17 protein-coding genes are annotated in these 17,961 nt (G+C 72.0%); 7 read left to right on the top strand and 10 right to left on the bottom strand.

Features of this window, described 5'->3' with window-relative positions; all coding sequences use genetic code 11:
• Positions 1 to 25 precede the first annotated feature (25 nt).
• Positions 26 to 1,321 (top strand): FG-GAP-like repeat-containing protein, encoded by a 1,296-nt coding sequence (locus tag ACWEPL_RS57365; protein WP_452441639.1) that lies wholly within the window; start codon positions 26 to 28, stop codon positions 1,319 to 1,321.
• Between the two features lie 50 nt (positions 1,322 to 1,371).
• Here ACWEPL_RS57365 and ACWEPL_RS57360 read toward each other — a convergent pair whose 3' ends face one another.
• On the bottom strand, positions 1,372 to 2,010 hold the full coding sequence (locus tag ACWEPL_RS57360) for a TetR/AcrR family transcriptional regulator (protein ID WP_355210647.1): 639 nt from the start codon (positions 2,008 to 2,010) through the stop codon (positions 1,372 to 1,374).
• A 172-nt stretch (positions 2,011 to 2,182) separates the two neighbouring features.
• On the opposite strand from ACWEPL_RS57360, the gene ACWEPL_RS57355 reads away from it, so the two are divergent.
• From ACWEPL_RS57355 to ACWEPL_RS57335, 5 genes are read left to right on the top strand one after another with little or no spacing between them, the layout of a single operon-like run.
• Positions 2,183 to 3,061 (top strand): sugar phosphate isomerase/epimerase family protein, encoded by an 879-nt coding sequence (locus tag ACWEPL_RS57355; RefSeq protein WP_452441638.1) that lies wholly within the window; start codon positions 2,183 to 2,185, stop codon positions 3,059 to 3,061.
• Entirely contained in the window at positions 3,058 to 4,098 is a 1,041-nt protein-coding gene (locus tag ACWEPL_RS57350; RefSeq protein WP_363979869.1) for a Gfo/Idh/MocA family protein, read from the top strand. Before ACWEPL_RS57355 ends, ACWEPL_RS57350 begins: the two co-directional genes overlap by 4 nt.
• Entirely contained in the window at positions 4,095 to 4,904 is an 810-nt protein-coding gene (locus tag ACWEPL_RS57345) for a hypothetical protein (RefSeq protein ID WP_452441637.1), read from the top strand. The genes ACWEPL_RS57350 and ACWEPL_RS57345 overlap by 4 nt, the downstream gene beginning before the upstream one ends.
• A gap of 28 nt (positions 4,905 to 4,932) precedes the next feature.
• Entirely contained in the window at positions 4,933 to 6,204 is a 1,272-nt protein-coding gene (locus ACWEPL_RS57340; RefSeq protein ID WP_363979874.1) for an MFS transporter, read from the top strand.
• 26 nt (positions 6,205 to 6,230) lie between these two features.
• Entirely contained in the window at positions 6,231 to 7,148 is a 918-nt protein-coding gene (locus ACWEPL_RS57335) for an NAD(+)/NADH kinase (RefSeq protein ID WP_452441636.1), read from the top strand.
• Here the strand turns inward: ACWEPL_RS57335 and ACWEPL_RS57330 are convergent.
• The 5 genes from ACWEPL_RS57330 to ACWEPL_RS57310 are packed head-to-tail and all read right to left on the bottom strand — an operon-like array spanning position 7,145 to position 12,370.
• On the bottom strand, positions 7,145 to 8,182 hold the full coding sequence (locus tag ACWEPL_RS57330; protein WP_452441635.1) for a hypothetical protein: 1,038 nt from the start codon (positions 8,180 to 8,182) through the stop codon (positions 7,145 to 7,147). The genes ACWEPL_RS57335 and ACWEPL_RS57330 overlap by 4 nt on opposite strands.
• 54 nt (positions 8,183 to 8,236) lie before the next feature.
• The gene (locus tag ACWEPL_RS57325) at positions 8,237 to 9,082 is read right to left on the bottom strand and encodes a carbohydrate ABC transporter permease (protein ID WP_350742833.1); all 846 of its coding nucleotides are present in this window, start codon (positions 9,080 to 9,082) and stop codon (positions 8,237 to 8,239) included.
• A complete protein-coding gene (locus tag ACWEPL_RS57320; protein WP_363979883.1) occupies positions 9,075 to 10,100 on the bottom strand; it encodes a carbohydrate ABC transporter permease in 1,026 nt (341 codons plus the stop codon). The genes ACWEPL_RS57325 and ACWEPL_RS57320 overlap by 8 nt, the downstream gene beginning before the upstream one ends.
• Positions 10,097 to 11,347: a sugar ABC transporter substrate-binding protein gene (locus ACWEPL_RS57315; protein WP_452441634.1), complete on the bottom strand. Its 1,251-nt coding sequence runs from the start codon at positions 11,345 to 11,347 to the stop codon at positions 10,097 to 10,099. Before ACWEPL_RS57315 ends, ACWEPL_RS57320 begins: the two co-directional genes overlap by 4 nt.
• A 39-nt stretch (positions 11,348 to 11,386) precedes the next feature.
• On the bottom strand, positions 11,387 to 12,370 hold the full coding sequence (locus tag ACWEPL_RS57310; RefSeq protein ID WP_363979889.1) for a LacI family DNA-binding transcriptional regulator: 984 nt from the start codon (positions 12,368 to 12,370) through the stop codon (positions 11,387 to 11,389).
• Positions 12,371 to 12,531: 161 nt separating this feature from the next.
• Here ACWEPL_RS57310 and ACWEPL_RS57305 point away from each other — a divergent pair, with 161 nt between their 5' ends.
• On the top strand, positions 12,532 to 14,598 hold the full coding sequence (locus ACWEPL_RS57305) for an amylo-alpha-1,6-glucosidase (protein ID WP_452441633.1): 2,067 nt from the start codon (positions 12,532 to 12,534) through the stop codon (positions 14,596 to 14,598).
• On the opposite strand, the gene ACWEPL_RS57300 is transcribed toward ACWEPL_RS57305, so the two are convergent.
• The 4 genes from ACWEPL_RS57300 to ACWEPL_RS57285 all read right to left on the bottom strand — a co-directional run.
• Positions 14,573 to 15,403: a carbohydrate ABC transporter permease gene (locus ACWEPL_RS57300; RefSeq protein ID WP_350742823.1), complete on the bottom strand. Its 831-nt coding sequence runs from the start codon at positions 15,401 to 15,403 to the stop codon at positions 14,573 to 14,575. The two genes, ACWEPL_RS57305 and ACWEPL_RS57300, sit on opposite strands and share 26 nt — an antisense overlap.
• On the bottom strand, positions 15,400 to 16,335 hold the full coding sequence (locus ACWEPL_RS57295) for a carbohydrate ABC transporter permease (protein WP_397367941.1): 936 nt from the start codon (positions 16,333 to 16,335) through the stop codon (positions 15,400 to 15,402). The genes ACWEPL_RS57300 and ACWEPL_RS57295 overlap by 4 nt, the downstream gene beginning before the upstream one ends.
• Positions 16,335 to 17,633, bottom strand: coding sequence for an ABC transporter substrate-binding protein (locus ACWEPL_RS57290; protein ID WP_452441632.1), 1,299 nt, complete (start codon positions 17,631 to 17,633; stop codon positions 16,335 to 16,337). The genes ACWEPL_RS57295 and ACWEPL_RS57290 overlap by 1 nt, the downstream gene beginning before the upstream one ends.
• 7 nt (positions 17,634 to 17,640) lie before the next feature.
• The coding region (locus tag ACWEPL_RS57285) for a hypothetical protein (RefSeq protein WP_452441631.1) at positions 17,641 to 17,961 on the bottom strand (321 nt) is incomplete at its 5' end.

Here is a 17,961-nt window from a genome sequence, read left to right as displayed (position 1 = left end):
GGGTCGAGCACTAAGCTCGGTGCCTGTGCCGCGAAGGGTGATGATCTGGCCGGCGTTGGTCCTCCTGCTCGCCGGATGCGGCGGCGTCCGGCCTGCGCCCAGCCCCGCCGGTCAGTCGCCGTCGGCGTCCACCCCGGCTCCGACGCCGACCGCCACCCCGACCCCCGCGCCGACCCCCGCGCGGCGTTCGGCCAAGGCCGGCGGGCGGCCCGACGACGTCAACGGCGACGGCCGTGCGGACCTGCTCGTCTACGCCGAGCTGCTCCGACCGGGCCTGCGCTTCCTCGCGGTCGTCTACGGCTCGCCCCGGGGGCTGCGCACCGGCAGGCCGGCGGTCGTGTCGTCGCGGACGTTCTTCGCCTGGCAGATCGACCCGGGCATCCGAGCCGACCTCGACGGGGACGGCTTCGGCGACATCCTGGGCTACGGGCGGCCAGGTGATCGCGACGAGACGATGGGCCCGCACATCTTCTGGGGCGGCCCGGACGGCATCGACACCGGAACGCTCCCGACCCCGGTGCCGCCGCCCGTCAAGACCACCATGGCGACGTTCCGGTCCGTCGCCGGCGACTTCGACGGGGACGGCGCCGCCGACGTGGCGATGTCCGCCGACGACAACCGGGGCGGCTCCAACCTGGTCGTGATGTACGGCCCGTTCAGCCGCGCGGGCGTGCCGAGCCGCCAGACCGTCCAGCCCTCGCCCACGGGGAGCGACTTCTGGCGGATGACCGTCGACGAGATCGACGGGCGGCACGCGACCGGGCTGGTCGTGTTCGAGGGCGACGACGGCGAGCAGACCTCCGGGTGGCTGCTGAACGGCGGTCCGGACGGCCTGGCGAAGACGGGGCGCAGGCTGGGCAAGGGCATGGCGGCCACGTTCGGCGACTTCGACGGCGACGGCGCCAGGGACCTGGCGGTCGGCGACGACGGCAGCCGCAACGACGAGCCCGGCACCGAGACCGAGGCGCCCGACGTCGACAGGACGCTGACCGTCTACTACGGAGACGGCCGCACCCGGACGTTCAAGGGCGACAGGGGCTCGGCGGTCGCCGGCGACTTCGACGGCGACGGCCGTGACGACCTCGCCTTCGGCGGGGCGCGCGACGGACGTGAGCCGGTCCGGATGTTCTGGGGCGGCCGAGGCGGCCTGCGTGCCGGTGGCGGCATCAGCGGCCTGGTCCGCGGCGCGCCGCTGGCGGCGGGCGACTACGACGGCGACGGGGACGACGAGCTGGTCCTCGCCGCCGGCGACGACCTCCTCGACGTCATGGTGACGGACGGCAGGAGCGTGCTGGCCCGCTTCGACCTGCCACCCCGCTGAACCCCCGGCATCGGGGTGACGCTTCAGGACCCGCCGTCGACTGCGCGGGCTCAGGAGGCCGTGACCGGCGCGTACGCGCCGCTCCTCCACCGCGCCAGCGTGTGGTCGAGGTGGAAGTCGAAGAGACCGACCAGGTCCACGGTGGGATCGAGCAGCCACTGGATCTCCAGGCCGTCCATGGTGGCGCAGAGCGCGCGTACCTCGGCCTCGGCCTGCGCGTCGGTCAACGGCGGGATCTCTCCCGTCTCCGCCGTCGCGAGCAGGCGTTTGACCAGCATGTTCACGATGCCCGTGTAGCGGTCCTGGATGAAGGCGCGCGCCGGGTGCTTCTCGTTGGACGCCTCGCCCGTGAGGTGGATGAACAGCTCGAGCAGTCCCCGGTGGTGGGTGTGGTACGTCATGAGGTCGCGCAGGTCGTCGAAGGCCGACAGCCCGTCGCGCCGTTCGTGCCGGAGCGCGGCGGTCTCCCGCGCCCACCATTCGAGCACCGCCGCGAGCAGCTCCTCCTTGTCCTGGAAATGGCGGAGCAGGGCCGCCGGAGAGACGCCCACGTCCGCGGCGATCTGCCGCATGGACGCCCCGTTGTAGCCGCGCTCGCCGAAGGCCTTGGCGGCGGCGCTGACGATCTGCTCGCGGCGCTTGATGCCGCTCCGGTACGGGCCGCGCGGGGTCCCGCCGACGTTCGCCACCCTCTGAGCCTCCCACGGAAAATCTTCGGATCAACCTCTTGCGTCAAAAGCTATCAGGCGTTTACGTTTTGAGTCCCAAAGGTTAACACTCGATCACATTTCCCCGATGGGCTCCGTTACGCCCTGGAGCAGGCGCGACGCCACATGCTCGCGCCCTTGGAAGGACCCCGAGATGATCGGCATCAACCCGCTACCCTGGCTGCTCGGGCCGTCCGGTTTCACGCTGGACGTCCCCACCCTGCGCACCGCCTTCGCCGAGATCGCCGAGGCGGGCTTCACCGCCGTCCAGGCCGATGTGCCCGAAGGCACCTCGGCGGCCGCCTACCTGGCCCTCCTCGGCGAGTACGGACTCGCCCCCGCGCCCGGCTACTTCCAGGGCACGTACGAGAACCCCGAGGCGATGCCCGGCCTCCTCGAACACGCCAGGCGGCACGCGGGAACGCAGGCCGCGCTCGGCATGACCGAGGTGTTCATCGCCTCGGCCCTCACCCCGGAACGGCTCGCCGCACCCGCGACCGGCGCCGCGTACGACCCGGGCAGGCTCGCCACCGTCATCGAGAACCTCGCCAGGACCTGCGAGGTCATCACCGGCGAGGGGCTGCGCCCGTGCCTGCATCCGCACGTCGGCACCTGGATCGAGACCGAGGAGGAGACCCGCGCGGTCCTGGACGCCATCGCCCCGGAACTGCTCTCCTTCGGGCCCGACACCGGCCACCTCCATTGGGCGGGCGCGGATCCGGCCGAACTGATCACCCGCTACCGCGACCGGGTCGGCGCGGCCCACCTCAAGGACGTCCACACCGCCGTCACCCGGCAGGCCCGCGAGGCGGGCGCGGACTACCGGGAGGCCACCGTGGCCCGCCACCTGTGGACCGAGCCGGGTCAGGGCGACGTGGATCTCGAAGGAGCGCTCGCCGCGCTGCCCGCGGGCTTCGGCGGGTGGCTGGTGGTCGAGGTCGACGTACCCGACCACGGCACCCCCAAGGACAGCGCGATCCTGTCGCGCCGGTGGGTCACCGAACACCTCACCACCGCAGAGGAGCGTCGATGACCGTCGGCGTCGGATTCATCGGAGCGGGCCCGGTCACCCAGGCCATCCACCTCCCCGCCGTCGCCGGGCTGTCCGACCGGCTGCACGTGGCCCGCGTCATGGACGTGGACGAGGGCACCGCGGCCGCGGTCGCCGCCCGCGCCGGGGCCGCCCACGGCACCTCCGTCGAAGAGCTGCTCGCCGACCCCGCCGTCGAGATCGTCGCCGTGTGCAGCCCGCACGCCTTCCACGCCGAGCAGGCCGAGGCCGCCTGCGCGGCGGGGAAGAAGGCGGTCCTGGTGGAGAAGCCGCTGGCCACGACCCTGGACGACGCCCGCGGGATCGCCAAGGCGGCACGCGACACCGGTGTCCCGATCGTGGTCGGCGCCATGCACACCTACGACCCGGCGTGGCTGGCCGCCGAGCGGCACTGGGGCGACCTGCCCGCCACCGCCCGCCGGATCCGCTCGCGCATCGTGCTCCCGCCCAACGCGCGCTTCGAGACGCTGGCGACCCAGCTGCACGCCGAACCGGTGTTCCCGGTCCGCGCCGGCGACCCGTCGGACCCGGCGGTGCGGGCGGCGTCCATCCGGGGAGCCGTTCTCGGCCTGGCCATCCACAACCTCCCGCTGGTACGGCGCTTCCTGCCGCGCGTCGAGCGCGTGGACGTCGCCCGGCCGCTCAGCCCGTTCGGCTACGTCCTGACCTTCCAGGGCGGCGGGCGGACCGCCGAGCTCATCGGCTACCTGCACCGGGGCTGGCGGGAGGAGTGGAGCTTCGAGGTGTGGGGCGACGGCGGCGAGCTGCGGCTCGACTTCACCCCGTCGTACGTGCGCGCCGGCTCGGCCACCGCGGAGCTCCGCACCCCCACCGGCCTGCACACCTTCGGCCCCCACCCCGACAACGGCTACACCGGCGAGTGGCAGCACCTCGCCGCCCTGGCCACCGGTGCCGAACCGCTCCGCTACGCCGCGTCCGACCTCGTCGACGACCTCGCCTACGCGCTGGACCTCGCGGAACGCGCCGCCGACCTGCTGCTCCAAGGAACCGCCGCATGACCAGCACCACCCTCGAACCGCTGCCCGTCACCCTCTCCGGGAGCACCGACCACCCCGCCGTTCACGCCACCCTGGCCTCGCTGCCCAAGTACTTCCGCCCCGCCACCCCCGGCGGCCCTACCACCGGCACGGTCGTCGCAGTCCCCACCCTGACCGCCCTGCGCGCCGCCCTGGACGCCCGACCCACCGGCATCCTGCTCGCCGGGGTCGCCGGGGTCGCCGCGGGCGGTGTCGCGGACGTGCGGGAGCTCGCCGGACGTGCGGCCGCGGCCGGAGTCCCCGTCGTCGTGGCCGGGCCGTGGGCGCTCGATCCGGCGGTCGCGGCCCTCGCCGGAGCCCTGGACGCCGAGGACGCCTCGCTCATCGAGGTGACCGCGACGGTCCCAGCCGGGAGCTCGCCGCCGGACGTCCTGCTCGACCAGCTCGCCCTGCTGCGTACCGCGATAGGCCCCGCCCGGGCGGTCGAGGTGATCCAGGCCGACGCCCACGGGCACCTCGCGCGGGCCCACGTCGGCGACGTGCCCGTGCACCTCGCCGCGGCCGTCTCCGGCCTGGGCACCCGGCGGGCGCGGCTGGACGTGCTGGGGCCGGCCGTCCAGTGGCGGCTCTCGTTCCCCGATCCCGCGACGGCCCGCCCGGCCACCGTCGCCCGCACCGACGCGGACGGCGAACGCCTGCTCCCCACCCTGTACGAGAGCGCCTACCGCGCCGCCTGGCGTCACCTGCACGCCGCCGTCACCGACGGCGCGACCCCGCCGTATTCGCTGCACGACCTCGCCGACGACCTCGACCTGCTCCACAACTGACCCCCCTGCTCCACCTCCGGAGGTCCCCGTGACCGCTCTCCCGACCCCGGCCGCGACCGGCCCGCACGACGCGCCGGCCGCCCCCGCGAGCACCCGCTTCATCGCCCTGTACGCCTTCGGCCAGCTCGGCCTCTGGGCCGCCCTGCTGACCCCGATCACCGTGACCCTCTCGGTCAAGGTCGGCGCCGTCGCCCCCGACACCAAGGCCGCCGGCCTCGGGCTCATCCTGTCCGTGGGCGCGTTCCTGTCCATGGCCATCACCCCCATCTGGGGCAACCTCTCCGACCGCACCACCAGCCGCTTCGGCCGCCGCCGTCCGTGGCTGGCTGGCGGCGCCCTCGCGGGGGCGGCGGGGCTGCTCATCATGGCGCTCGCGCAGAACGTCCCCACCATCCTGCTCGGCTGGTGCGTCACCCAGGCCGGCTACAACGCCGCCCAGGCCGCGCTCAACGCCATCAACCCCGACCACATACCGGAGCGGCAGCGCGGACGGGTCTCCGGCGTCATCGGCCTGATGAGCAACGTCGGCATCCTGGCCGGCACGTTCATCACCACGTCCGTCGCCGGCAGCACGTTTCTCATGTTCCTGCTGCCGGGGGTCTTCGCGTTCGTCGCGCTCGGGCTGCTGATCGCGTTCCTGCCCGACCGTCCCGCAGACCGGGCCGCGCTCGGCCCGTTCCGCCCCCTCGACCTGCTGCGCAGCCTGTGGGTCAACCCCTTCGCCCACCGCGACTTCGGCTGGGCCTTCGCCGGCCGCTTCCTGATCTTCACCGGGAACGCGTTCAAGCTGACGTTCGGCTTCTACGTCATCACCGACCGCCTCGGCTACAGCCCCACCGAGGCCGTGTCGCTGGTCTTCACCGCCACGCTCGTCTTCACCTGCGGCTCGCTGGTCACGGCCACGATCGGCGGCTGGCTGTCCGACCGGCTGGGACGCAGGAAGGTCTTCGTGCTGGTGGCATCCCTGATCATGGGCGTGGGCCTGCTGACCCTCGGCTTCACCACCACCTACCCCCAGTACCTGGTCGGCTCGCTGATCCTGGGCCTGGGGACCGGGGCGTACATGGCCGTCGACATCGCGCTGGTCGTGCGGGTCCTGCCCAACCCCGACAACGCGGCCAAGGACCTGGCCGTCTTCCAGATCGCCAACTCGCTGCCCCAGTCGCTGGCCCCGCTGATCGCCCCGCTCTTCCTCACCATCGGCGGCGGCACCGACAACTATCCCGCCGCCTTCACGGCCGCCCTGGTGTTCGCCGTGCTCGGCGCCCTGACGGTGATTCCCATCCGAAAGGTCCGCTGACCGCATCGCTGGGTAGGGGGCACCACGTGAAGCACTTCACTCTTGGGCTGGTGGTGCACCCCGACCGGCCGGTGCAGGACTCCGTACGGCTGATCCTCCGGCACGCGCGGCGCGCCGGAGGCGTGGTCATCGCCCGGCGGTGCGACGCCGGGCGAGTGGGGCCGGAGGTCGAGATCGTCACGCCCGAGGACTTCGTCGAGCGGGTGACCAGAGTGATCAGCCTGGGCGGCGACGGCACCATGCTGGGCGCGATGCGCCTGGTGGTCGGCCGCCAGGCGCCGGTGCTCGGCGTCAACCACGGGCACCTGGGCTTCCTCATCGAGGTGACCCCGTCGGAGCTGGAGCCGGCCCTCGACCGCCTGGCCGAGGGCCACTACACCCTCGAACCGCACAGCTGCCTGGAGGCCGACGACCACACCGCGTTCAACGACATCGTGGTCACCGCCGCCGATCCGCTGTCCAGCCTGACCCTCGACCTCGAGGTCAACGGCCTGAGGCACGGCTATTACCGCGCGGACGCGGTGATCGTCTGCACCCCGACCGGCTCGACGGCCTACAACCACGCGGCCGGCGGCCCCATCATCTCCCCGTCCACCGAGGCCGTCGCCCTGACCCCGGTGGCCCCGATGTCCGGCATCAGCCGCTCGGTCATCCTCGGCAAGGACGACCACATCGTGCTGCGCAACCCGTCGGACGACATGACGCTGCTCTTCTCCGTGGACGGCACCCCCGCCAGGCAGCTCGGGCCCGGAGCCGAGCTGTCCGCGCGGCTGCGCACGGACGCGGTGGACGTCGTACGGTTCGACGCCGACACCTACGCCCAGCGCAAGCGGGTCAAGCTCAGCCTGCTCGACCTGCCGCTCAGGCCGGACCAGCTCGTCGAGCTGATCCCGCAACCCCTGCGCGAGCAGGCCGAGCGGCTGCGCCAGACGATGACCCGCTAGACCCGGACGCCGGCCTTCCGCCACGCCTTCAGCAGCCGGCGGGCCGAGCCGCCGATGGGGCCGACGGCCTCGTACAGCACCTCCCGCGACACCGGCTCGGCCCCCGCCACGGCGGTCACGGCCTCGTCCGCGGTGGTGATCGTGTGGGAGCAGACGCTCAGCAGGTAGGCGGGGATGTTCAGGCGCGGGTCCGTGCAGCCCACCAGCGGGACGCCCACGGCCGCGACCACCGGGAAGACCGTGCCCGGGATGCCGATGGCGGCCTCGGCCCGGGCCGACGCCTGGACCGACGGCACGGAGCTGATCTCGTACTTCTCCCAGAGCGAGCGGTCCTCGCGGGGGTGCAGCCCCACGAGGATGTGCTTGCCCGCCGCCGCCAGCCGATCGGCCGCGGCCAGCAGCAGCTCGGTGCCGGGGGCCGAGCCGCCCGTGCTGCTGGACTTGGTCACGCTGGTGGCCACCAGGACGGTGCCGGGCTCGGGCGCGTGCCTGGGCAGGTCGTCGGTCTGCGGGGTGCCGACGACCGTGATCGGGCGGCGCGTGCCCAGGTAGTCGTCGAACACCTTGGCCTCGGCCGGCGAGGACGCGGTGATCGCCCTGAGCCGGTCGCGGAACTCCTTCGCGCGGGGCGCCTCGACCGGCAGCTGGTACGCGAGCGAGCTCGCGACCAACGGCAGCCGCGAGAACCGGGCGGCGCACTCCGCCGGCCAGTCCCCGGCGCCCGTCACGACGAGCAGGTCGGCGTCCGGAACGCGGTCCGGCGTCGCGACCGGCACCGGGTCGCCCGGCTTGATCCCCGTCAGGTCGGGCACCAGCTGCGTGATCTCCCACCCGCGCCGCCGCGCCTCCGGGAGCAGCGGGGCCACGTGGTAGGTGCCCCACGGCTCGTTCGTGGCGATCAGAACCCGGGGTGCCCTCCCGAGCGTGGCCGCCTGGGCGGCGGTGCCGCCCAGGACGGCGAGGCCCGCTCCGGAGAGCGCGCCGGCGAGGAGGGAACGACGGGTGAGCAGGGAAGATCTGTCATCGACTTTCACGTGACCGGAATCTAGGGGGTGCTTCTGAACATCCGCTGACGTCCAGAGGAACGGTCAGCCCTTGTCGGAGCCCTCGTTCGCGCCGCGCACGAAGTACCGCTGGAAGATCACGAACACCACCGCCACCGGAATGGTCGCCATCAGCGCGGCCCCCAGCTTGAGCGGATACTGCGTGCCCTTGCCCAGCGACCCGCTCACCAGGTCGGCCAGCCCTCGCGGCAGCGTGAACAGCTCGGGGTTCTGCACCGCCACCAGCGTGTGCGCGAACTCGTTCCAGGAGCCCTGGAAGGAGATGATGGTGAGCGTGAGCAGCGCGGGCCGGGCCATCGGCAGCACGATCGACCAGTACGTGCGGAAGACGCCCGCCCCGTCCACCTTCGCCGCCTCCTCGACGCTGACCGGCAGCGACTCGAAGAACTGCTTCATGATGAACACCCCGGCCGCGTCCGCGATCACCGGCAGGATCAGCGCGGTGTAGCTGTCGTACATGCCGAACTGGTTCAGCACCAGGAACTTCGGGATGAACAGCACCACGCCCGGCACCGCCAGCATCGCGATGATCGTCGAGAAGATCGCCCGCCGCCCCGGGAAGCGCAGCCGCGCCAGCGCGTACCCGGCCATGGAGTCGAGCAGCACGCGCCCGACCGTGATGACCACGGTCACCAGCAACGAGTTGCCCAGCCACAGCGGCAGGTCGGTGTTGAGGAACACCTTCTCGTAGCCGCCCAGCGTCACCGGGTCGGGGATGGGCGACAGGGGGTGCGCCGCCGCGTCCGACTCGGTCTTGAAGGAGGCGGCGATCTGGATGACGAACGGGTAGAGGAAGACGAGCGCGAAGAAGATCAGGATGCAGTAGCCGGCGAACGTGGAGGCCAGCGACCGCGCGTTGTCCTTACGCATGACGCCTCTCTCTCATCACCCAGCGCTGGACCAGGGTCAGCACCACGATGATGGCGAACAGCACGAACGAGATCGCGGTGCCCGAGCCGTACTCGAAACTGCGGAAGGCCGTCTGGTACGACAGGAACGCCGGCGTCAGGGTGGTCTTGGCGGGATTGCCCTGGCTCATCACGTACACCTGGTCGAAGACCTGCCACGTCGAGATCAGCCCCAGCGTGAGCACCAGAAACATGGTCGGCTTGAGCAGCGGCAGCGTCACGCGCCGGAAGACCTGGCGGCGGCCCGCCCCGTCCAGCATGGCGGCCTCCTCCAGCGACACCGGGATGTCCTGCAGCGCCGCCAGGAACATGAGCATGAACGTCCCCGACGTGGTCCAGACGACCAGCGCGATGATGGTCGTCATCGCCACGCTGGGCCCGGACAGCCACTCCCACCACGACAGCCCGAACGGCCCGCCGGAGGTCAGCGCCTCCGGCGGGGCCGCCGGATCGACCAGGCCGACGGACCCGAGCAGCAGGTGCAGCACCCCGCGCGAGTCGGCGAACCACTGGGGCCCGTCGACGCCGAACATCCCCAGCAGGGCGTTGACCGCGCCGGAGTTGGCGAACACGAACAGGAACACCACGCTGATCGCCACCGAGCTGGTCACCGACGGGAAGAAGAACGCGGCGCGGAAGAACGTCCGGCCCTTCAGCAGCCGGCTGTTGACGACCAGGGCCAGGCCGAGCGCCAGCACGGTCTGCAACGGGACCACGATGGCCACGTAGTAGACGTTGTTGCGGACGCTCGTCATGAAGTCCTGCCTGGCCAGCCCGTCCTCGGTGAACAGGCGGGTGTAGTTGTCCACGCCGACGAACGGCACGCTGCCCCGGAACGGGCTGCCCTGCCCGTTCCAGTCGGTCAGGCTCACCCACAGCGCCATGAGGATCGGCGCCAGCAGGAACAGGCCCAGGATCACCACGACGGGGGCCACGAAGAGCCAGCCCGCCAGGTTCTCACGAGTCTTGCTGATGGTCATGACGTGCCGAGCGCGGCCTGGATGTTCTTCTGCGTCCGCTGGAGCAGCGTCTTGGGCGCGGTGGTGGCCAGCTGCTGCAGCCCGGTGTCGAAGTCGGCCAGGACGCTGTCCATCTTGGGGGCGTTCACGGGGCCCTGGGCGTAGTCGGCGCCGTTGACGAAGGGGCCGTCGTCGGGGAACTCGGCGGTGTAGGCGGCCTTGGCGGACTGGCGCGAGGGCATGACGCCGAACGCCTTGGCGAAGGTCATCTGCTGGTCGGCCTTGGTCATCGCCTCGACGAACGAGATGGCCTGCTCCTTGTGCTTGCTCTTGGCGGAGATGCCCCAGCAGTTCGTGAACGACAGCGTGCCCTTGCCCTTGGGGCCGGCCGGCAGCTCGTGGACCGAGTACTTGACGTCGGGGAAGTCCGCCTTGAGCGCGCCCTTGATCCAGTTGCCCTCGATGGTCATGGCGGCCTTGCCCTTGCCGAACGCCTCGCCGCCCCAGCCCGCGTCGAGCTGGTCGGGGTAGCGGGCCAGCTTGGCCGACACCAGCGAGCGCACGTACTCGAGGGCCGCGAGGTTCTGCGGGCTGTCGGCGGTGGCCTGTTTGCCGTCGGGGCTGGTCAGCCAGCCGCCGGCCTGCACCATGAACGCGCCGACGCGGTCGCGGGTCGGGCCGATCGCCAGCGGGGTGACGTCCTTCGCCTTGAGCTTCTCGGCGACCGAGGTGAGCTGCTCCCAGGTGGTCGGCACGTCGGCGTCGGTGAGCCCGGCCTTGGACCACAGGTCCTTGTTGACGATCAGCGCGAGGGTGGAGAAGTCCTTGGGCGCGCAGTAGAGCTTGCCGTCACGGGTGAACGCCGTGCGCAGGGAGGGGTAGAAGTCGTCGGGCTGGCTGATCTTGTCGCCGTAGGGCTCCAGGGCGCCGACGCTGGCGTAGTCGGCGAAGCGGGAGGCGTCCACGTAGAACACGTCCGGGGGGCTGTCACCGGCGAAGGCCTGGCCGAGCTGCTGGGCGAGGTCCTGCGCGGGCGTCACCGTCGCGGCCGCGCCCGCCGAGGAGGCCCAGGTCTGGGCGGCCTGCTTGACGGCCGCGGTCTCCGCCTCGCCGGAGGAGCCGATGAGGATCTGCAGGTTGACCTGGCCGCCGCTCTGCTGGGGGGCCTGGCTCGGCTTGTCGTCGAAGCCGCTGCCGCAGGCCGACAGAACGAGCGTGGCGCAGGCGAGGCCGCTGACCGCGGCGGCGCGGCGGTTACGTGACGTCATCGGGGTGGTTCCTGTTCTCGCGTTGTGGGGGGTTAAGGGTCAGGCGGACTTGCGGATGGTCAAAGAGGGGGGCAGCAGCACGTGCGCCGACGGCGGCTCGGCGTCGGGGCTCTCCAGGGCACGGGCGAGCAGGTCGACGCAGGCCGCGGCGGCCTCGCCGAGCGGCTGGTGGACGCTGGTGAGGCCGACGGCCCTGGCGGCGGGCGTGTCGTCGAAGCCGATCACCGCGACGGGGCGGCCGGGCTCGGGGGCCTGCAGCGCGCCGAGGGCGAGGGAGTCGCTCGCGCACACCAGGGCGGTCACGCCGGGGTCGGCCGCGAGCAGGTCGCGGGCCGCGCTCTCCCCGGCCGCGATGCCGTCCTCGACCGCTCGCTGCAACCCGCCCAGATCGTGGCCGGTCAGCGTTCTCGCCCAGCCCTCGCGGCGGTCGTCGCCCACGCCCGAGCCGGGCGGCCAGCCGATGAAGCCGATGCGCCGGTGACCGGCGGCCAGCAGGTGGCGGGTGGCGGCCTCGGTGCCCGCGGCGCCGTCCACGTCCACCCACGGATGGCGCGCGTCGGGCAGGTCGCTCCAGGGCCGGCCGAACGCCACGAACGGCAGCCCGCGCTCCAGCAGCCAGGACGCGCGCAGGTCGTCGTGGTGGGTGCCGGTCAGCACGAACGCGTCCGGCTTGTACGCGCCGAGCAGGTCCTCGTACGTCGCGATCTCCGCGTGGTCGTCCGCGGCGGTGTAGAGCAGGATCCGGTACCCCTCCTGCGCGGCCGTCTCCGACAGGCGGTGCAGGAAGCGGTCGGCCCACGAGCCGCTGATCCCGTCGCCGTCGGGCTCGATGCCGATGGCGATCAGGCGGGAGCGGCCGGTGCGCATCTGGCGGGCGGCCTGGTTGGCTCGGTAGCCGAGCCGCTCGATCACCTCGAGGACGTGCTTGCGGGTCTCCTCTCGGACCACTTCCGGGCTATTGAGCGTGTTCGACACCGTCTGGCGCGACACGCCTGCTGCCTTCGCCACATCGGTGATCGTCACCTTTTCCGCCATAAAACGCCTTTCGAGGGGGTTGAACGTTCAAAGTCTGGTGAGGCATGATTTGATCGTTCAAAGTTAGCGGAGTGTTTCGAAATCTGCACCCCCGGCGTCCGTCTGTCAAGACCCGGGTGATCATTGATCTGACCTCAGGGGGAAACGTAGTGCTTCAGCCGCTGCTGCACGATCTGGTCAGCACCGTCATGGCGCCGGCGAGCGCGCTGAGCGACGCCGACGGCCAGATCCGTCAGGCCGGCGTGCAGGGGCTCTTCTGCGCGGACCGCCGGGTGCTGTCCCAGGCCCGGCTCCTCGTGGACGGGCGCGAGCCGGAGTCCATCGGGTACGCGCCCGGGGCCGCCGGCCAGGCCCGGTTCGTGTCCCTGGCCCGCTGGCTCGGCGACCGCACGATCGACCCCACGGTCCGGATCGAGCGCTCGCGGGAGGTGTCGCCGTTCGGCATGGGCGAGCAGGTGGAGATCGTCTCCACCGCGTCGTCGCCGGTCACGGCCACCGTCACCGTCGAGCTGGCCTGCGACTTCGCGGCCGTCGAGGCGGTCAAGTCGGGGCGCTCCGGCACCCCCGTACCGGCGGGCGCGGCCGGGGACGGACGCCTGACCGGGCACGCCGACAGCGCCCGCGTCACCGTCACCGGCCACGGCGCCCACGCGACGGCGGGCGACGGGGCCTGCCTGCTGTGGGAGGTGAGCCTGCCGCCCCGCGGCCGGGCCACCCTGCGCTGGGAGCTCGCCGTCGAGGACCCCGCCGCGGTCGTCGTGCCCCCCGCCGCGACCCTCGAATGGACCCCGCCGCACGTCACCGCCGCCGACCGGCGCGTCACCCGGCTGCTGGACCAGTCGCTCGAAGACCTGCGGTCGCTGCGGCTGGCCGAGCCCGGCGAGCCCGGTGACACCTTCCTCGCGGCCGGCGCGCCCTGGTTCCTGACCCTCTTCGGCAGGGACAGCATCTGGGCGGCGCGCATGCTGCTCCCGCTCGGCACCCGGCTGGCCGCGGGCACCCTGCGCGTCCTGGCCCGCCGCCAGGGCCGGCGCCTCGACCCGGGCTCCGGCGAGGCCCCGGGCAAGGTCATGCACGAGCTGCGCCGGGACGCCTTCGACCTGGACGACAAGGGCGGGCGGCTGCCCGCCGCCTACTACGGCACCATCGACGCCACCCCGCTCTGGATCAGCCTGCTGCACGACGCGTGGCGCTGGGGCCTGCCGGACTCCGAGGTGCGGGCGCTGCTGCCGAATCTCCAGGCCGCGCTGGGCTGGCTCGCCGACCACGCCGACCCCGACGGGGACGGGTTCCTCGAGTACATCGACTCCAGCGGGCGCGGCCTGGCCAACCAGGGCTGGAAGGACTCGGGCGACTCGGTGCGCTTCCACGACGGCCGCCAGGCCGAACCGCCGATCGCGCTGGCGGAGGTGCAGGGCTACGCCCACCAGGCCGCCCTGCACGGGGCCGCCCTCCTGGACGCCTTCGACCTCCCGGGAGCCGGCCGATGGCGAGACTACGCCGGGGCGCTGGCCGAGCGCTTCCGCGCCGCCTTCTGGGTCGACGGGCCCCAGGGCCCCTTCCCGGCGCTCGCCCTCGACCGCGACAAGCGCCCCGTGAACTCCCTGACCAGCAACATCGGCCACCTGCTCGGCACCGGCCTGCTCTTGCGCGAGGAGTCGGCCCGGGTCGCCGGCCTGCTGGCCTCGCCCGGCATGGCGGAGGCGTTCGGGCTGCGGACGATGTCGTCGGAGGAGGGCGGGTTCAGCCCGCTGTCGTACCACTGCGGATCCGTCTGGCCGCACGACACGGCCATCGTCATCGCCGGTCTGGCCAGGGAGGGCTTCGACGAGCAGGCCACCACCCTGGCCGAAGGCCTGCTGGAGGCGGCCGAGTCGTTCGGCTACCGGCTGCCGGAGCTGTTCGCGGGCGACGCCCGGGACCGGGTGGGCCGTCCGGTGGCCTACCCGGCCTCCTGCCGCCCCCAGGCGTGGTCGGCCGCCGCCGCGGTCGTCATCGCCCACACGGCCACCGGGCTCTACCCCGACGTGCCGGCGGGCCGGGTGGAGCTGCGCCCGCTGTCCGGCGCGCCCCTGGGCGCGCTGACCGCCGGGCTGCGCGTGGCGGACGCCGAGGTCGAGGTACGGGTGGACCACGACGGCACCGCCACGGTCAAGGGCCTGCCCCCGGGCATCCGCCTGGAGGAGACCGTCACCCCTTCGTCGCGCCGCCCGTGAGGCCCTTGACGAACTGCTTCTGCAGCAACAGGTAGAAGACCAGGATCGGCAGCGTGGCCAGGAACATCAGCGCGAACATGCCGCCGAAGTCCGCCGCGTACTGGCCGAGCGACTTGTACACGCCCGTCATGATCGTGGTGCCCTCGCGGGGGCCGTAAATGATCAGCGGGTTGAGGAAGTCGTTCCAGATCCACACCCCGAGGAAGATCAGCACGCTCGCGGTGGCCGGCCGCAGGAGGGGGAAGACGACGCGCCAGAACGTCTGCCAGCGCGTCGCCCCGTCGATCGCGGCCGCCTCCTCCAGCTCGCGCGGGATGCCCTTCATGAACCCGGAGAAGACGAACACCCCGAACGGCACGTAGTAGCCGACGTTGAACAGGATGAGCCCCTGGAGCGTGGACATCAGCCCGAGCGACTTCAGCACCTGCGTGACCGGGATGAGGATGACCTGCGGCGGGATCATCAGCCCGCACAGCAGCAGCACCATGACCGCGCGCGACCACCACTGGGTGTGCCGCGCCAGGTAGTGGCCCAGCATGGCCGACAGCAGCGTCAGGATGACGATCGACAGCGACGTGACCACGACGCTGGTGCGCAGCGACGACCAGAAGAGGCTGTCGGGGTCGGTCAGCACGCGGGTGAGGTTGTCCAGGGTGAACGGATCGGGCAACGACATCGTGTCGCGGGAGACCTGGCCGCTCGCCTTGAAGACGTTGATCAGCGCGATGTAGAGGGGGATGAAGAAGACCGCGCCGATGACCAGCGCCACCAGCGGGCGCACCCACGGCAGCCGCGAACCGGTCATAGCTGCACCTCCCTGCGCTGCAGGATCCGCAGCGTGACCACCGACAGGGCGGCGATGACGACGAGCATGACGACCGCCTCGGCGGAGGCGTAACCGGTGCGGTTCTCCACGAACCCCTCCTGGAGGACGACGAACGCCACGCTGGCCGTCGTGCCCGTGCCCGGGCCGCCGTTCGTGATGACCTTCACGTGGTCGAAGATCTTGAACGCCGAGATCAGCAACACGACGGTGTTGATGGTCAGCGCGGGCGCCAGCAGCGGCCAGGTCACCTTCCAGAAGCGGCGCAGCGGGCCGGCCCCGTCGATCGCGGCCGCCTCGGCCAGCTCCTGCGGCACGCCCTGCAGCCCGGCCAGGTAGACGACCACGCAGAAGCCGAGCATCTGCCAGCAGACGATGGACGCCAGCGAGTACAGCGCGATGTCCGGGTCGGACAGCCAGCCCGGCGGCTCGGCCACGCCGAGGGCCCGCAGCCCCTGGTTGACCGGCCCGTCGTCGGCGAGCACGCGCGTCCAGATCACGCTGATGACCACCGAGCTGATCACCATCGGCGTGAAGAAGACGCTGCGCAGCGCGTTGTAGAGCCAGCCGCGCCGGTCGAGGACGACGGCGACGGCCACGCCGAGCACGTTCGGGACGATGACCACGATCAGCGTCAGGATCGTGGTGACCCGCAGCGAGTTCAGGAACGTCTCGTCCCGCAGGAGCAGCGCGTAGTTGCGCAGGCCCACGAACTGCGTGTTCGGCCTGAGGAGCGCCTGGTTGGTGAGGCTGTAGCCGACGCTCATCGCGATCGGCAGCAGGACCAGGCACGTGTAGACGAGCGTGCCCGGCGCCGCGAACGTCAGGAAGTGCCACAGGCCCGGCCACGCCGGCCGCCTGCTCCCTGGGCGGGTGAGCGTGCCGGGCCTGCGATGGGTGGTGCTGACGGCCATCAGCCGCTCTTCTCCCATTCGGTGTCGAGGAAAGCCAGCGCCTGGTCCGTCGTCTTCTTGCCGCTGACCAGGTCCTGCGCGGTCGACCAGAACTTGCCCTGCATGCCGGGCAGCATCGCCGCGTCGCCCGCCTCCCAGCTGAACGCCGGGACGGTCGCGTTCTGCCGGAGCGCCTGCTGCCACAGGTCGTACACGGCCTTGAAGACCGGGCCGGTGGTGGACGGCGGCGTGTAGCCCTTGACGGCGGGGAAGAGCGCGTCGGCCTTGACCGAGGCGTCCAGGTTCTCCTTGGTGAGCTGGAAGGCCAGCGCGAACTTCTTGGCCGCGGCCATGTTCTTGGCCGTGGCGCTGACGGACAGGCCGCCGCCGGTGAACGCCGGGAGATGCAGGCTCCCGTCGTCGCTCGGCCAGGCGAACACGCCGATGTCGTCCTTCGTCTCCGACTGGTCGGCCGCGGCGGCGAACCAGCTCCCCATCGGGTACATCGCGCCCTTGCCGCCCAGGAACGCCTCCTGCGTCTTCGGGTAGTCCTGGCCGATCTGCCGCTTGTCGATGTAGCCCTTGGCGGCCAGGTCGGCGAACTTCTGCGTGGCCGCCTTCATGGCCGGGTCACCGGCGAAGGTGACCTGCCCTGCGCGCCGCTTGGCGATCCAGTCGGGCGTCCTGGCGTACAGGTCGGTGGCCAGGATGGCGGTCCACGGCTGGGAGGTGACGAACACCCCGCCGCTCACGAACGGCGTGATCCCGGCGGCCTGGAGCTTGCCGGCGTCGGCGAGCAGCTCGGCGTACGTCTTCGGCGGCGCCTCGATCCCGGCCTTCTTGAACAGCTTCTTGCTGTAGTAGACGTTCGGGATCGTCTGGGTGTTGGCCGGCAGCTGCAGCACCTTGCCGTTGACCGCCCCGCAGGTCGGGCAGATGAAGTCCTTGAGCTCCTGCTCGGTCCAGGCCGCCAGGTTCGGCTCCAGCGCGATCAGGTCCTGCATGCCGATCTGCACGTCCGGCAGCTGGCCCGAGGCGGCGAGCTGCTTGGCGTAGTCGTTGCGCTCCGACTCCGACGGCGCGGCGACGAGCTCCACGTCGAGGTCGGGGTTGGCCTTGGTCACCAGCGCGACCTGGGCCTTCCAGTACGACTCCGGCAGGTTCGGCGACGGGAAGACGAGGAAGGTGACCTTCTGCTTGCCCCCGGCGGAGGACGCGGTGGAGGGTGCGGCGGATGTGCTCGGCGTACCGCTCGAACAGGCGCTCAGCGCCAACGTGACGGCCAGCGCGAGCGCTCCGGCCGCGGACAGCTTGTTCATGGTGAGCTCAGTCTTCTCCGGTGGTGGGGGATGGGAGGTCGTCGCCGGTCGTCAGCCTGACGACGTTCGACGGCGGGCCGTAGCGGAAGGCGCGCACCCGGTACGACGCGTGCCGCTCCTCGGGCAGGGTCACCAGGCCGAACGCGTTGACGTCCGGCGCCAGCACGGCGGTCACGCGGTAGTCGGGCCGGCCGGCGGGCCGGTCCTCCAGCAGGAAACCCTCCTCGTCGCGGGCCCGGTCGGCCCACCGGAACGCGACTCCGTCGGCCTGCGCTGCCGGTGCCGGAGCTGGCGTTCTGGGACGTGACCAGGAGCAGGTTCGTCGTGG

It is taken from the genome of Nonomuraea sp. NPDC004186 (genome assembly GCF_053603495.1).
This window is presented reverse-complemented; position numbering and strand designations above follow the sequence as displayed.